12 protein-coding genes are annotated in these 15,883 nt (G+C 64.6%); 2 read left to right on the top strand and 10 right to left on the bottom strand.

All coding sequences use genetic code 11. From position 1 onward, the window contains the following. Positions 1-423: 423 nt before the first annotated feature. The 10 genes from ABIB14_RS15240 to ABIB14_RS15285 all read right to left on the bottom strand — a co-directional run bounded on the left by ABIB14_RS15240 (position 424) and on the right by ABIB14_RS15285 (position 13,117). Entirely contained in the window at positions 424-1,191 is a 768-nt protein-coding gene (locus ABIB14_RS15240; protein WP_354236761.1) for an SCO1664 family protein, read from the bottom strand. Then, on the bottom strand, positions 1,191-1,745 hold the full coding sequence (locus tag ABIB14_RS15245) for a DUF3090 domain-containing protein (protein ID WP_354236762.1): 555 nt from the start codon (positions 1,743-1,745) through the stop codon (positions 1,191-1,193). The genes ABIB14_RS15240 and ABIB14_RS15245 overlap by 1 nt, the downstream gene beginning before the upstream one ends. 24 nt (positions 1,746-1,769) lie before the next feature. Then, the gene (locus ABIB14_RS15250; protein ID WP_354236763.1) at positions 1,770-2,462 is read right to left on the bottom strand and encodes an MSMEG_4193 family putative phosphomutase; all 693 of its coding nucleotides are present in this window, start codon (positions 2,460-2,462) and stop codon (positions 1,770-1,772) included. Between the two features lie 2,124 nt (positions 2,463-4,586). After that, on the bottom strand, positions 4,587-6,140 hold the full coding sequence (locus tag ABIB14_RS15255; protein ID WP_354236764.1) for an amino acid permease: 1,554 nt from the start codon (positions 6,138-6,140) through the stop codon (positions 4,587-4,589). A gap of 59 nt (positions 6,141-6,199) precedes the next feature. Next, a complete protein-coding gene (locus ABIB14_RS15260; protein ID WP_354236765.1) occupies positions 6,200-7,639 on the bottom strand; it encodes an aspartate ammonia-lyase in 1,440 nt (479 codons plus the stop codon). A gap of 8 nt (positions 7,640-7,647) precedes the next feature. Beyond that, a complete protein-coding gene (locus ABIB14_RS15265) occupies positions 7,648-8,745 on the bottom strand; it encodes an asparaginase (RefSeq protein WP_354236766.1) in 1,098 nt (365 codons plus the stop codon). A 17-nt stretch (positions 8,746-8,762) separates the two neighbouring features. After that, complete coding sequence (locus ABIB14_RS15270) at positions 8,763-9,515, bottom strand: FadR/GntR family transcriptional regulator (RefSeq protein WP_502909682.1); 753 nt, start codon at positions 9,513-9,515, stop codon at positions 8,763-8,765. A 700-nt stretch (positions 9,516-10,215) separates the two neighbouring features. After that, positions 10,216-11,322: an ABC transporter substrate-binding protein gene (locus ABIB14_RS15275; protein WP_354236767.1), complete on the bottom strand. Its 1,107-nt coding sequence runs from the start codon at positions 11,320-11,322 to the stop codon at positions 10,216-10,218. Positions 11,323-11,390: 68 nt separating this feature from the next. Beyond that, a complete protein-coding gene (locus ABIB14_RS15280; RefSeq protein ID WP_354236768.1) occupies positions 11,391-12,263 on the bottom strand; it encodes an ABC transporter permease in 873 nt (290 codons plus the stop codon). After that, positions 12,260-13,117: an ABC transporter ATP-binding protein gene (locus ABIB14_RS15285; RefSeq protein WP_354236769.1), complete on the bottom strand. Its 858-nt coding sequence runs from the start codon at positions 13,115-13,117 to the stop codon at positions 12,260-12,262. Before ABIB14_RS15285 ends, ABIB14_RS15280 begins: the two co-directional genes overlap by 4 nt. Positions 13,118-13,493: 376 nt before the next feature. Here ABIB14_RS15285 and ABIB14_RS15290 point away from each other — a divergent pair, with 376 nt between their 5' ends. Together ABIB14_RS15290 and ABIB14_RS15295 are read left to right on the top strand one after the other, a co-directional pair. Further along, complete coding sequence (locus ABIB14_RS15290) at positions 13,494-15,149, top strand: ATP-binding protein (protein ID WP_354236770.1); 1,656 nt, start codon at positions 13,494-13,496, stop codon at positions 15,147-15,149. Continuing rightward, positions 15,127-15,801 (top strand): response regulator, encoded by a 675-nt coding sequence (locus ABIB14_RS15295; protein ID WP_354236771.1) that lies wholly within the window; start codon positions 15,127-15,129, stop codon positions 15,799-15,801. Before ABIB14_RS15290 ends, ABIB14_RS15295 begins: the two co-directional genes overlap by 23 nt. Positions 15,802-15,883: the final 82 nt, after the last annotated feature.

Raw genomic sequence — 15,883 nt, forward strand, 5'->3', positions numbered from 1 at the left:
CTCCGGCCGTTTCCGTGAACAACGACGCCGCGATGGGCGCCTGTCCATGGATTTGAGTGCAGGTTGGCCCACGTTTCGAGGGCCGGATGCAACCGGTCCAGAATCAGGTTCCTTGCCGAGTTGATCGAGGTGACCGGTGTTGGGTTCCGCCTGACCTTCTCCCGCTTCACCGGACGATTCGCCCCGGACCAGGTGCCGGTCTGGCGGAGTCGTGCGAGGTCGTGCGGCGAGCGGTCGATGGTTTCGATAAGTGCGGCCGGCAGTTCGGTGACTCTGGGGCAGGGGCCCGCGCCGGGCCCCTCCCGATCCGGGATCTCTTTGATTTTCGGTGCGGGTGAGGTCCAGCGTCTTTGCCTGCCGAATGAGTTCTGTAGGGCATGGGGAGCGGTACTTGAACAAGTTCTTGCCTCGGCCGTAATTCCCTTAGAACAGCGGCCAGGGCACCGCCGACATCTCACCGCTCGGAGCCGGAAACCTCCCTGCCAAGCGCAACCGGGCGCAGCGCGCGGCGAGCGATGCGATTTCTTCGGCGCTGAGCAAGTCCGCCAGGTTTCGGCCCAGCTCACCGTGCAACCCTTCGCTGACACGATCGATGCCGTCGCGTTCCTCGGTGGTAAGTGCGTCTCCCAGCCATCCCCACAGCACCGTGCGCAGCTTGTGGTCACGGTGAAAGGTGAGCCCATGGTCCACGCCGTGCCGGTGTCCGTCCGGCATGGCAAGAATGTGGTCGCCTTTGCGGTCGGCGTTGTTGACGACCATGTCGAACACCGCCATGTGTCTAAGCGCTGGCGAGTCTTCGTGAACGAGGGCGACCATCCGTCCGTTCTCATCTCGTCCCTCGAGAACGTGTTTCCAGCCTGTCTCCGGCACGTGGTCCGTCGCGACCAGGTTCACGGCGCTTTGGGCGGGGTCTTGCTCCTGCCAGAGCTGCACCATTCCTTCGCCCATCGGACCGTCGCGCAGCCAGGTGTGCGGCACGACGTCCCAGCCGAAGACCTGCGAGACCAGGTAGGCGGCCACCTCCCGGTGAGCCAGGGTGCCGTCGGGAAAATCCCACAGCGGACTTTCGCCTGCTATCGGCTTATAGACGACCACCACGTCGCCGATGCTGCCCAGGAATGTGGCGTTTGAAGCCGTCGTGATGCGGCCGGTGAGCGTCAGCTCGGCGGTCACTAGGTCCGGCGTTGGCATCAGACCTCGGGAAGGGTGCAGATGTGCCCGTCGGCGTCCATGGGGTAACCGCAGAGCGGGCACATCGGACGCCCGGCGCCCACGATCTCACGGGTGCGCTTGGCGAATGCACGGGCGGTGCCGACCGGCATTCGCACCAGCAGCATTTCGGTCTCGTTAGCGCCGTCCTCATCAAGCGATTCGTCGTTATCATCAGCATCGACATCGGTGATGGGGTAGGCCTCTATTACGACCTGGGCCGTGGTTGGGTCCCAACCTAAGCTCAAGGCGCCGGTGCGAAACTGCTCCTGAACGGTCTCGAGCTGGTCATTGTCGACAAGTTCAATGGGAGTACTCGTGGGAACGCTGAAGCGGTTGCCCTCGACGGAGATGAGCTGGTCGAGAATTTCGTCGATCTTCTCCGCGAGCAGAGCCGACTGCTGCTTCTCCAGGGCAATACTCACGATCTGCGTCCCTGCGCGTACCTGCAGGTAGAACGTGCGCGCCCCCGGAAGGCCGATGGTGCCAACGACGACCCGATCGGGCCAGGCGAACTCATGAACACGTGTAGGCATGTCAGTATTTTAGGCACATGTGGTTCATGGCGCCTTTTGCCCTGCACCGCCGCCCACCGGCGCATCACCGGAGAGGATGCCGTTCGACAGCCACGACAGATCACCGGCGTCCGTGTTGGTCGCGTAGACACTCGGCCGACTAGCGCCGTAGCGCACGATCGATACGGAGGCAGGGCCGACGCTAATACGCTGGAACAGGTCAAGGTGCATGCCGAGCGCGTCGGCGAGGATTGACTTGATGATGTCGCCGTGACTAACCGCCACCCACACGGCCCCTGGCCCGTACTCGGCTTCGAAGGCTGCATCGTGGCGTCGAATCGCTGCCACCGACCGAGCCTGCATCCCGGCCATGGATTCACCGCCGGGGAAGACGACGGCGGACGGTTGCGACTGCACAACCGGCCACAAATCCTCGGTCGCGAGATCACTGAGCGTGCGGCCCTGCCACCGGCCGTAATCGCACTCGGTGAGATCAAGATCGACCGGCGCGTACGGCGCGCCAGACTGGCGATCGAGGATGAGCTGGGCGGTCTGCTGACAACGCTCAAGAGGGCTCGACACCACCCCGACGACGGGCACGGCCGCGAGCCGGTCTCCGGTCAGAGCCGCCTGGTCGCGCCCGATCTGGTCCAGGCTGACGCCGACGGCCCGACCGGCCAGCAGTCCAGTGGCATTGGCTGTGGTGCGGCCGTGCCGCACGAGAATAACTGTCGCCATCCACCCAGCCTAACCACCCGCTCGATGGCGGTGTGAACCGTACCGGGTCCCGCGTCGAAGTGGCAGATAAAGCACTGGCGGAACCTTTCAAGCACGCCGACGCGCTCAAAGCCGCCCACCCGGACTCGGCACGCATCGACCAGCCCATGGCCGACGCAGCAAAACCGGAAGAACCGGCACAGCCAGAACCCCTTACCTTCTTAGTAGCCCCGCATGGAGGACGTCCTGTACCCGCTCCGCGTCGGATCCAGTAGTTCCCGCTTCCCAAAGCGGGTCGTGTGCCATTGGTGGTGGTGGACCAGACCGACCACGCGCTGTGCGCCCAGGACCAGGGTACGTCACTATATAAAGAAGACGGCGGGCTACGACGCGGCCCGAACGGCCCGCCTCAAATGCCTACTAGATGGCGGCTTGCGCCAGCGCAGCGCCCAACTTGGTTCGGAACTGCTGGCACGCCTGGCGAAGAAAGGTCCCAAGGGACTTCATGTCCGCGACTTAGGAGTGCGTCATAAAGCGTGGGGAGCGTTTCGACCGTGCGGTTGGGGCATGCCCCGACCGCACGTCGGGCAGGGCGTGCCCTTGTGCCAGGCTGGGGTTGCACGCCGTATTTCCTGGCGCCCGTCGCCGGGGGGTGTCCCTATGCAAAGTCATACCGGGTCCAGAGACCGAGTCCCCGGCCTTCGGGGACTCAATAAATGTAACGGGGGGCTTAGAGCTCAATCTGACCCGCGACCGAAGTTCCAATATCAGTTGCTAGCCCGCCTGCCGCTCAGCCAGTTGAGCACCTCCTGGGCAGGGAAAAGTCGAACGCTGCGGTCGGGTCCGCTGCGCAGTTGGCGGTGCTCACCTTGTCGAGGGCGTGCCGGGCTGTCGGTTGGTCATGCAGGTTGCTATTCGTTCCTGCATGAAACGTTTTGAAAGGAGGAACCCGCCGTCATGACGTTCACGGATTCCCAGCATAAGGGCCGCCCCGTAGTGCGAGGTTTGTCCGAGGCCGGGCCGGTTCCGGAGGCCCATTCTCCATGTCGGAGTGAACCCGGCGGGCAGGACACAACCGCCGTGCCCGGACGGCCGTTTAAGCGGACTGGTTGGGGGCGCCGGAATGGGCACAAATGAGGGTGTGCATAATGTACACACTCTGGGCGCCGGACTGGGCCGGATTCGGGATGTTTTTGGTGGAGTTCCCAGTATTTGCGGGGGCGGACGTCCGGTTCGAGTCCCACTTCGGGCACGTGTTTTCGCTGTGCAGGGGCTTGCGGGCCTCTGAGTGTGCACAAGTTGTTCACTTAGGGATTTTTTGTTGATGGCCGTTGCTGTAGCCGGCTTGCTTCTTTTTCTCAGCTGGTAGACGGTTCGGTTCGTTGTTACTACTCCGTGGTCTTCGGGGGCTGGGCAACATGACCTGATCGGGTGGGTCGAAAGAGTAGCGTCTGGTGCGTCACGAATTCGGGGGAGCGCCGGCATGACGCCGTGCGTGGCGTTGTTCCGGTTAGTCATCTGTCGGTGGAGCGGGCCTCTGAGACTTCGATGTCCTCGTTCGCGTTGCGAGAGCGGTCTTCGCTTACGACAGGCTCGAAGCACGGGTTTACTTCGAGCGTGCGGTCTCAGTGGTATCGCGCGTCGGTGATGACCCTAGGCAGCGTTGGGGATCGAGCGTCACCATGGGGACGGGCCGCCGCCGTCGATGACGAGCGCGAGGCCTTGCTTCGCACCGGCACCGCCGCGAGGCGACCGTACCGACCGTTCAACCGACAGAGCGGTGTCCGGCGACGGGTCCCTCACCGGACACGGGATCAGTTCTATGCGCTAAACCTGTCCAGGATAGAGACAAGCCGCTCAAGGGTTATCACCGGCGCAGTGCGCGTCGGCCTCGACGATGTTGAACGTGGAGTGGGGGAGTTGCTGAGCGATCTCATAGGCAGGCCGCAAAGGCGAGGCAATCCAGGTGCCCACGAATGACAAAAAGGTGTGGAATGTGGTGGACGCGACTGGTGATCGCGTCGCGGGGAATTGAGCTGCAGGCAGCAGACGGGCTTAAACCACGACGGCGTCATCAGGGTTCCGTACGAACCGAACCCGGGTGCCGCCGTCGGACGCTACTTCAAGGGGTGAGGCAGGGGGGATCTATTTGCCGTCCTTGCCGGCACCGGGAGCCGGGCGGTGGGCGACCAGCGGGTACGGGCCGGTGAAACCCTCACGCACCGCGGCGAGCTCCAGAATCCGGTCGCGGCAGAGGCGCCAGCCCAGCATCAGAGCGGGAATCACCACCACCAGTGACGCGATGGTCCACGTACCCACGGGGGAATCGAAGGCCATCAGCACCAGCACCGCGGCCAGGAACGCGAGCGTGACCCAACCCGTAACCGGGGAGCCGGGCATCCGGAAGGCCGGGCGCCGCAGTTCGCCGCGTTCGGAGAGCTTGACCAGTTGCATCTGGCACAGGACGATCATGCCCCACGAGCTGATAATGCCCACCGAAGCAATGTTCAGGACGATCTCGAACGCCTCGGCAGGAACCACAGCGTTCAGCACCACACCCAGGCAGGCCACTGCAGCAGTCAGCGCGATGCCGCCGTAGGGGACGCCGGCCTTGTTCATCCGGCCGGCGAACTTCGGGGCCGACCCGGTGACGGCCATGGAACGCATGATGCGGCCGGTGGAGTACAGTCCGGCGTTCAGGGAGGAAAGGGCGGCGGTGAGGACCACCAGGTTCATGATGGCATCCACACCCTCAACCCCGATGGAACCGAAGAACGTGACGAACGGGCTTTCGCCGGCCTTGTATGAGGTGTACGGGAGCAGCAGCGAGAGCAGGATCAGGGAACCCACGTAGAAGACCGCGATACGGACGATGACCGTGTTGATGGCCTTGGGCATGATCTTCTCGGGATTTTCCGTTTCGCCGGCCGCCGTACCGATCAGCTCGATCGAGGCGTAGGCGAATACAACACCCTGCATCACCACAATGGCGGGCAGCAGGCCGTTGGGGAAGAAGCCGCCGTTGTCAGCGATGAGTGTGAATCCGACTTGCTGGCCGGCCACCGGAGTGCCGAAGATGACGAAGTAGACGCCGACGACGAGGAAGGTCAGCAGGGCCACGACTTTGATCAGCGCGAACCAGAACTCAAGTTCGCCGAACACCTTGACGGAGATCAGGTTTAGGCCGAGCACCAGGATGAGCGCCGCCAGCGCCCACGTCCACTGCGGAACATCGGCAATGGGGGCCCAGTATTTCTTGAAGAAGTTCATGTAAAGTGCGACGGCGGTGATGTCCACGATCGCCGTCATGGCCCAGTTCAGCCAGTAGAGCCAGCCGGTGACGAAGGCGGCCTTCTCGCCAAAGAACTCCCGGGCGTAGGAGACGAAGGAGCCTGAGGACGGGCGGTGCATGACCAGTTCGCCGAGGGCGCGGAGGATCATGAACGCGAAGAAGCCGCACACCGCGTAGCTGATGATCAGGGCTGGGCCCGCCGTAGCGAGCCGGCCGCCGGCGCCCATGAACAGGCCGGTGCCGATCGCGCCGCCGATCGCGATCATCTGGACCTGGCGGGGTTTGAGCCCCTTGTTGTAGCCCTCGTCCTCCCGGTGCAGGGTGGCTTCGGAGGCGTGCGCGTGCGCTGGAATGGTGTGGTCGGAGATGGCCTGCTTTTGGGCAGTGTCCTGCTGTGGCTGTGTCATGGGAGTCCTTTGGTTTCCTGTTGAGGAGGAGCCGGAGGTGCTTCGGTGGTTGTTGGCGTCTACTTGCTGAGGTTGGCGAGTCTTTCGGGGCTGAGGAGTTCCTGCAGCCGTTCGGCCGTGAGCAGGCCATGTTCCAGGACCAGTTCGGCGACACCCTTGCCGGTGGCGAGGGCTTCCTGGGCGATGGCAGTGGCGGTGGCGTAGCCGAGGTGGGGGTTCAGGGCGGTGACCAGGCCGATTGACTGCTCCACCGTGAGCCGGAGGTGTTCGGTGTTGGCGGTGATGCCCCGGACGCAGCGGGTCGTGAGGGTGCGGCAGGCGGCTTCCAGGTGGGAGATGCTCTTGTGGAGGCTGTGGACGATGATCGGTTCGAAGGCGTTGAGCTGGAGCTGCCCGGCCTCGGCGGCCATGGTGATGGTGACGTCGTTGCCGATGACCTCGTAGGCGACCTGGCTGACCACTTCGGGGATGACCGGGTTGATCTTTCCGGGCATGATGGAGGAACCGGACTGGACGGCGGGGAGGTTGATTTCGCCGAAGCCGGCACGCGGGCCGGAAGAGAGCAGCCGGAGGTCGTTGCAGATCTTGGAGAGCTTCACGGCGACGCGTTTGAGGACGCCGGAGAGGTGCACGAAGGCGCCCACGTCCTGGGTGGCTTCGATCAGGTCCACGGCGGTAACCAGGGGCAGGCCGGTGATCTCGGCCAGGTGCCGGCAGGCCGCTTCGGCGTAGCCGGCGGGGGCGTTCAGGCCGGTGCCGATCGCGGTGGCGCCGAGGTTGATTTCGTGGATCAGGAGGTCCGCTTCGGCCAGCCGGAGGCGGTCTTCGCCGATGGTCACGGCGTAGCTGCCGAATTCCTGGCCGAGGGTCATGGGGACGGCGTCCTGGAGTTGGGTCCGGCCCATTTTGACCACGGCGCGGAATTCGAGCGCTTTGGCCGCGAACGCGTCCTCAAGTTCAGCCAGGGCCGCGAGCAGTTCCCGGACGGCGAAGATAGTGCCCAGCTTCACGGCCGTGGGGTAGACGTCGTTGGTGGACTGGCTGAGGTTCACGTGGTCGTTTGGGTGCAGGCGCGCGTAGTCCCCCTTGGGGTGGCCCAGGATTTCCAGGGCGCGGTTGGCGATGACCTCGTTGGCGTTCATGTTCGAGGACGTCCCGGCGCCGCCCTGGATTACGTCGACGACGAACTGACTGGTGAGCTTCCCGTCCATGACATCCTGGCAGGCCCGTTCGATGGCGGTGGCGCGATCGGCGCCGAGGAGTCCGAGCTCGTGGTTGGTGCGCGCTGCTGCTTGTTTCACGGCGGCCAGTCCACGCACCAGGTGCATGTTCGAGGCAAGGGGCTGGCCGGTGATAGGGAAGTTCTCCACCGCGCGCAGGGTGTGGACGCCCCAGTACGCTCCGGCCGGGACGTCCCGGTCACCGAGGAGGTCGTGTTCGGAACGGGTGGCGGCCAAAGACTCGGCAGCCCCTATGGTGGTCGTGTCGGTCGTGGTCATAGGGGTCCTCACGGGGCTTCGTTGACGGGTTTGGACAGAAAATCTGTAGCCTGCAACAGGCCAACCTGACGCCCGCCGCCCAGGACGGGCGCGGTGCCGATGCCGGACAGCGGCCCCGTGTCCATGCCGAGCGCCTCGAGCAGTCTCACGGTGGCGGGCATCCGGGCGCGGTCGCCGCCGTCGGAAATCTTGACTGCTACGGCGCCGCCGTCCGGCAGGCCCACCAGCTGGATGCCCTCAAAGCCGTCCTTCGCCACCGCGCCGGGGAGCAGGCGCATCAGTTCGGTGACGTCCCGGCGTTCGCCGGCGACCATGTCAGGGTGCTGCTGCATGGCCAGTCCGACGGCGGCCTCGGCACACAGCGGGGCGGTCCCGCCGATGTCGGGAGTTCTGCTGGCACCGGCGCCGTGTGCAGCGCTGCTGGCTGCGGCGATGCGCCCGAACGCGCGGGCCATACCGCGGAGGGTCAGCGCGAAGAGCGGGGTGCCGCAGCCGTCCGTGCTTAGGCCCAGCGGCTCCTCGCCTGTGAGTTCGGTGACCGTGCGGGCCACGAGCTGCTGCAGCGGGTGGGTCGGATCCAGGTAGCCCTCGACCGGCCAGCCGTTGATGATGCACGTGGCGGCCATGGAGGCGTGCTTGCCGGAGCAGTTCTGGGCCAGCTGTGTGGCATGGCCGCCGGCCCGGAGCCATTCCTCGCGCTCGGTGACGCCATAGGGGAGGTCCGTGCTGTTCTGGAGGTCGCCGGGGGTGAGGCCGTGCAGCTCGAGGATCTGCAGGGCGCCGTCGCGGTGCTTTGCTGCGCCGGAGTGGCTGGCAGCGGTCAGCGCCAGGAGGTCTGCCGGCAGCCGCAGCCCGGCTCGGACCAGGGCCACGGCCTGCAGCGGCTTGAGTGTGGACCGCGGGTAGAAGGGGGCCAAGGGATTGCCGGCTGATGCCAGGGTGGATCCGTCCGGTGCTGTGGCGATGACCGATCCGTAATGGACGCTTTCCGCCAGTCCGTCGCGGCTCGCCACGACCAGGGCGGCGTGTTGCGGAAGTCGTTCAGCCATAAACGGTGGGGTGCCGAGGGCAGCGGTCCGGGCAGCGGGAAAGGCAGGGGTCGGCATAGCGTCCTTGGGTGCAGTTACTTATTGAGGATGGAATCGAGCGCGGCGCCCACGGCGCGCAGGTGTTCGGCCATGGCCGCCCCGGCATCTTCGGCGGAGCCAGCCTCGATGGCGGCGAGGATGTGCTGGTGTTCCACGTCAGAGGCCTGCTGCCGGTCCGCCACCATGTTCAGGGTCTCGGACTGGAAGGCCAGCGCGCCCCGAATATCCGCCACAATGCTGGCGAACACCTTGTTGCCGCTGGCGCTGGCGATGGTGGCGTGGAAACTGGAGTCCAAGGCCACCCAGGACTCGGGGTCTGTTTCCGTGGTCATGGCTTCCACGACGTGCCGGAGTGTTTCCAGTTCTTCGTCGCTGCGGCGCAGGGCGGCTAGGCCGGCCGCCGGCACCTCTATATGCGGGCGCGCTTCGGTGAGGTCCCGCGCCGAATACTGCCCCAGCGTGAGGTCGTTGGCCACCTTGTTGGCGACTACGAAGGTCCCCTTTCCGGTCTTGGTGACGGTGAGGCCCAGGGCGGTGCAGGAGCGGAGCGCTTCCCTGATGACCGAGCGACTGACGCCGAACTGCTGGGCGAGCGTGGCCTCGGAGCTGAGCTTGCCGTCCACGGCAACCTGGCCGGACTCAATGTCGGTGCGGATCGCGTTAAACACGGCTTCTGCAGCGCTGAGCCGGGCCAAGGGACGGGCCAGTCCCCGGCCCGAGGAGACTGCGGCTGAGTGGGCGGCGGACTCTGCAGGCTGTCCTGCTGTCCTGCTGTCTGACAGGTTCACGCTTAAAATATGGCACGAGTCACACGCGCTGTCAACGTGTACGGATCGCCCCTTCCGCAAAGCATCTGTCATTTTCAGACATACCGAGGCGTGTTTTGCGAACGATCGTTATCGGACGCCATGCAGACTTTGCCCGTCTAATCGACGCATCCAAAGCGACCTGTCATGGGTTGTCCTCAATTATGGCGGGATCGACGGCTGCAGAGAGGAATTCATGTGCGCGTCGGATTGACCGTCACCCTGCTCCCTCTCGCGTGGGCGCTGTTCGCGCACCGGGCTTTTTGGGCTGCCTGTTGCAGTGGAATGCGGGACAGGCGCCCGCACGCGCCGGCAAATGGCCGCCAGGCAGTGTTGGTGGTCTGCTCGGGGACCGGTTTCTAAACCCGAAAACGTCGTTCCCGCACGGGTGCAACCAGCCCGGGGGCCAATGGGCGGCTGAGCGGTTCGGAGCGGCTTTTTCGTGGATCGTACCGCAGGGGAGCCGGTGGTGTCCTTCTGCTATCGGCGTTGAGGGGGCGTGAATGCCTTGGCCATTTGCTTTCGAATCTCCGACGGGGGTGGGCGATGTACGTCTCCGCAGTTCGTCTAACGGTGCCGGAGAGAGGTTCGATCGGCCTGCGTGGTGCCCCACGCAGGCCGATCGGGAGTGTCACTGGTTGGGCGTTGGGAGGCCCATACTTTTATCTAGGATTAGATGAGTTCACCCGTCGGCACCGGCAGGGGTGGTGGTGGTGGTGATGCCCAAGAGTTTGTTGGCAACGTCTGCGTACTTGTTGGTGAACGTGTCCGAGATGTTGACCTTGGAAGTGTCGACGCCGATGGTCTTCTCCATGTCGAAGATCGTCTTGGGGCCGCCGGCGGGCATGATCCCGTCGGGCAGGAACTGACCCTTGTCCTTATCCAGCGCGGACACATACTGGTCCTTGCTGATGGTGCTGTTCTGGACGTAAGAGGTGGGCAGCTTGTCGGCGATGTCTGCTGCCGAGTGGCTACTTATCCAATGCATGGTCTCCACCAGTGCGTTGACGACTTTCTGCGCCGCGTCCTCGTGGGTCTTGACCCAGTCGGATTGCGCCAAGAGGCCGGCGGCCGGCGCCTCACCGCCGAGGGCGGCCTTGGCTCCCTCAGCGGTGGCGAGGTCGATCGTCGAAACGGCGAGGTTCTTGGTTTCGAGGGCACCCACGGTCGGCTGTGTGGTCATGACGCAGTCGGCGGTGCCGCGCTGGATGGCCGCGATCGCGGTTGCTCCGGAGCCGACGGCGAGCGTGTGGTAGTCCTTCGTCGAGAGACCCGCCTTCGAGGCGAGGAACTGGGTCAGCTCATCGGTTCCGGACCCGAGGTCGGTGACCCCGATGGTCTTGCCTTTGAAGTCGGCTGCGGATTTGACGTTGGCATTGGGGCTGCACATCACCCGTTCCCCTGGGGCCCCTGAGAGCTGAACGAGGTTGATTACGTTTTTGCCCTTGGCCTGAAAATCGATCGTGTGGATGTACCAGGCACCCGTCATATCGACCTGACCCGAGGCCATCGCGTCCTCGGCTCCGACGCCGCCGTGCTGCTCGGTCGAAAGCTCGACGTTGACTCCGTATTTCTTGTAGTAGCCCAGCTGTTCAGCGAGCTGGTAGGGCAGGTAGATCTGCTTGTCGATGCCGCCAACCATGAGCTTCACGGTGGGCATCGAGCCGGTGTCGGCGGCAGTGCTGCCGCTTGCGGGGCCGCCGCCGCTTCCGGAGCTGGTTCCACAGGCCGCGAGGCTGAGTGCGATCACTCCGGCAGCGCCGACGGCGTAGATCTTGTTCGTCATCATGGATGTACGTTTCCTTTGTTTATGTTGAGGATTTGGCGTTGGGTAAGTGGAAGGGATGGCGGCGAACGTCAGATCGCCTGTGCTTCAGATCGGCTCGGCGGCCGCCATTTGAGCAGCGAGTTCTCCAGCAGGGAGATAAGGTATTCCGCGCCGAGGGTGACCCCGGCGATGATCACCATGCAGGCGAAGACAGTGTCGGGATTGAAGGTCCCCTGTGCCTGACTGATGATCAGCCCGATTCCGTGCTGGGCGCCGAGCACTTCGGCGACGAGCGCGCCGATGATCGCGAAGCCGAACGCGCTATGCAAGCTCGCGATGATCCACGTCATCGCCGACGGGATGGTCACGTGGACCGCGACCTGAAGCGGCGATGCACCCAGCACGCGCACGTTCCCGACCAGGTTCTGGTCCACCTCACGGACGCCCTGGAAGGCGTTGAAGAAGACGACGAAGAAGACCAGCACCGCCGCGAGGAGCACCTTCGGGAAGGTTCCGAGCCCGAACGCCACGATGAAGATCGATCCGAGCACGATCCTGGGGATTGAATTCACGATCCGGATGTAAGGGCCGACGACGGCTGAGAGGTACTTGTTCGAGCCCAGGAGGATTCCGAGCACGACCCCGACGAATGTGCCGAGCAGGAAGCCCATGAAGGCCTCCTGCACCGTAATCCAGAGGTTCTCCCAGATGGTGCCAAATGCCGTGCCCTCAGTGAAGAGTTGGACCAGGCTGGTCCAGATTCCGGACGGCTGGCCGAAGAAGAACTTATCGACCCAGCCGACGGCCGTGAACCACTGCCATCCCCCGATCACGATCACCGCCACGACGATCCGCCCGATCCAGATCCACATCGTGCGCCGTTTCATGGCGCGCCTGGCGGAATCCTGTTGCTCTGTCGGCTGCTCGTGTGTGCGCGCGCCGCGGTGGGTTGTCGTTGTCATGCTGGTGCACCTGCCGTTTGCTTGTAGGCCCGGGTGACCTCATCTTTCAGGGATTCCCAGATCCGGCCCTGCAGTTCCAGGAAGCGCCCCTCGTGGCGGATCTGCTGGACATCACCGCGCGGTCTGGGAAGATCGATGTCAAAGACGTCCTTGATCGTGCCGGGGCTGCTGGTCATGATGACCACCTTGTCGGCGAGGGCCACCGCCTCGTCGAGGTCGTGGGTAATGAACAGGACCGAGGGGCGCAGTTCTTCCCAGAGCTGCAGCAGTTCGTTCTGCATGATCGCCTTGGTCTGCACGTCAAGGGCGCCGAAGGGCTCATCCATCAACAGGATCCGCGGGTTGTTGATCAGCGCCGCGGCCATGGCGACGCGCTTGCGCATGCCGCCGGACAACTGGTGCGGATAGCGGTCCTCGAAGCCGGCCAGGCCAACGCGGCGCAGCCAGTCCATGGCCAGCACGGTGGCTTCGCGCTTGGGCGTGCCGAGCAGGACCGGGCCGATCAGCACGTTGCCAAGGACGGTCTTCCAAGGGAAGAGCGCGTCCGCCTGGAACATGTAGCTGACGCCCTTCGTGACGCCGTCCACGATCTGATCGCGGACGCTCACCGAGCCCGCGCTTGGCTGCTCCAGGCCGGAGACTTGCGCCAGGGTCGTGGACTTCCCGCAGCCTGTCGGTCCGACGATCGCGCAGAACTGGCCCGGTTCGACCCTGAGGTTCACATCAGTGATGGCAGTGAATATCTCGCCCTTGGGCGTGAGGTAACGCTTGGTCAGCCCGACGATGTCGATACCTGCCGCTTCCTCCGCTCTTCCGGCGGCCGCGGGCGGCCGGTGGTGATGGTTAGCATCCATGTGCTAAGACCTCTCTGTCTTTGGGTTCATGTGAGCACTCGCTATGAGACGCGCCGCTGAGGTGTCTCAGGGAATCGAGACGGTCCGGTGTTTCTCCCGGTTCAGCGGCATCGCGGAGCTACGGTTTTGGCTGGCCTTCAGAAGCCCGTCGGGCCGGAACCCCGGCCATTCGGGCTGCTTCTTGCCGTTCTGGGATATCGTCGTCACTCCAAGGAGTCGCTTCCTTGCGTGATGCGGATCACGGAAACTATGTGAAGCTTAGAAAGTGATTGTCCGTGCCAGAAGTCTTCAGTAAGTTGTTGCGCCTTAACAGCAAAAGTGCACGTTTTGTGCTTTTTCTGCACACCGGCAAATCCCGTGCAGGCGTGCGGTTCCGGTGAGCCGCGCGTCAGCCGCACCGCGCCCGGGGACCGGCGGTCTTTCCTTGACCCTGACCTCGCAGATCCTCCTTGGCTCGCTCTCGCTGCTGCTGCTCACTGTCGTCCTGGGCGGGTTTCTGTTCACGCTGATCAGCAACCAGACCCTGGAGCGGCAGTACCAGTTGCGGGCCCTGGGCATCGCAACAACCACCGCGCAGATGCCGGAAATCCGCTCCGCCCTGGCGGCAGGGGATCCCAAGCACATCATCGACGGGCTCGCCCGGGACATCACGGGCGCCGCGCAGTCCGCCTACGTCGTGGTTACCAACCGCGACGGCATCCGGTTCTCCCACCCGGACCCGGCACTGGTCGGGCACAAACTGGAGGAACCCGTCGCAGTACTGGACGGCCAAACCCAGGTGGGCTTCAACCAGGGCAGCCTGGGGAGGTCTGCCAACGCCAAGGCCCCGATCTTCGGGGCGGACGGCTCGGTGACAGGCCAGGTGTCGGTGGGCATCGAGGAGACCCAGGTGTTCGAGAACGAGGTCCAGAACATCTGGCTGATAACCGGGTTCTCTGCGCTGGTCCTTGCCCTGGGCGTCGGCGTTTCGCTGTTGCTCTCCCGCCGGATCAAGCGTGTCACCTTTAACCTGGAGCCGGCCGAGATCGCCTCCCTGCTGCAAGAGCGTGAGGCGCTGCTGCACGGGATCCGGGAGGCCGTCGTCGGCCTTGACGACGACGGAAGGGTCACTGTGATCAACGGCGAGGCCCGGCGGCTGCTCCAGATCGAGGGGGCAGCACTGGGAAAACCGGTTGCCGAGCTCATTCCGGACGGCCGGCTTCGGGACCTGCTCACCGGCAAGATCCCCGGCGCGGACCAGGTGGCGCTGACCGAGGACGCCCTGCTGGTGGTCAACCGCATGCCCGTAGCCAGCGCCGGTCGGAGCATCGGTTCCGTCGTCACCCTGCGGGACCGCACAGAGATCGAGAGCCTGGTCCGGGACCTTCACTCCGTCCAGGGCCTGATGGAGGCAATGCGCGCCCTGGAGCACGAATACGCCAACCGGCTGCACATCGTCGACGGGCTGCTGGAGATGGGGGACGTGGAGCAGGCCAAAAGCTACGTCTCGCAGGTATCCGCCATGTCCACGTCGCTCGGCGAAGGGCTGCGCGCAAGGATAGCGCCGCCGGAGCTGGCAGCCCTGCTGCTGGCCAAGATCACCGTTGCCGCCGAACAGGACGTACACATCGAGGTGAGCCCTGAGTCCCGGCTGGACCACCCGCAGGTTGACCAGACGGAACTGCTGACCATCGTGGGCAACCTCCTGGACAATGCAGTGGACGCGCTGGCCAACACGCCCCGGCCGCGCACGGTCACGGTAGAGTTTGACGACGCCGATGGCGTTTTCGTCGCCGTGCGCGACAACGGCCCCGGCGTCCCGGCAGAGAAGATCGACCAGGTGGTGGTGGACGGCTACTCCACCAAGGACCCGCGCCCGGGCATGCGGCGTGGAATCGGGCTGGCCCTGGTGGCCAGGATCGTGCACCGGGCCGGGGGAAACTTGGACGTGTTCCCGGGGCCCGGCGGTAATTTTGAGGTGTGGCTGCCGGTAAACCCGCACCACCGGACCATGACAGGAGGGGCGGGCATTGATCAAAACATTGGTAGTTGACGATGATTTCAGAGTCGCCGGAATCCACGCGGCCCGCGTGGCCAAGGTTGAGGGCTTCGAATGCGTGGGCCACGTGTATAGCGCCGCAGCCGCGCGCGAAGCAATCGCACGTCTACACCCGGACCTGCTCCTGCTGGACGTGCACCTTCCCGACGAGGACGGGCTCTCCCTGCTGCGGTCCCTCCAGGCGGCAGGAACCCAGGTTGATTCCATCATCATCACTGCCGCCCAGGACCTTCCCACCGTCAAGTCAGCCATGAGCAGCGGCGCAGTCTATTACCTCGTCAAGCCCTTCAGCTCTGACCGGCTCCGCTCACAGCTGGAGGCGTACCAGAGATGGCGGCAAGAGTTGGCGTCCGCATCAACCGCCAACCAGGCAACCGTCGACAGCCTTTACAACGCCCGCTCCGCCGGAATCAGACCCGCGGCCCCGGCCCCGCGCTTGCAGCCCACTATGCAAAAAGCGCTCGACGCCGTCCGTGCCGCCGGCGGTCCCGTCAGCGCCGCGGAGATCTCTGAACGGCTCGGGATCAGCCGCCCGACCGCCCAACGCTATCTCAGCGCACTCGAACGCAAGGGCCTTCTCATCCTGGACCTCACCTACGGCGGCACGGGCCGGCCGCTGAACACCTACACCGTGCCGCAGACCTGAGCGGTTGAAACCCAGGGTGAGCATCTCACAGCTCCGAACCCAGGCAAGTGAATCTGCAGACCAGAAGCGCCGCCGGGGCGCA

The organism is Arthrobacter sp. UYEF3, from assembly GCF_040546245.1.
GTDB lineage: Bacteria > Actinomycetota > Actinomycetes > Actinomycetales > Micrococcaceae > Arthrobacter.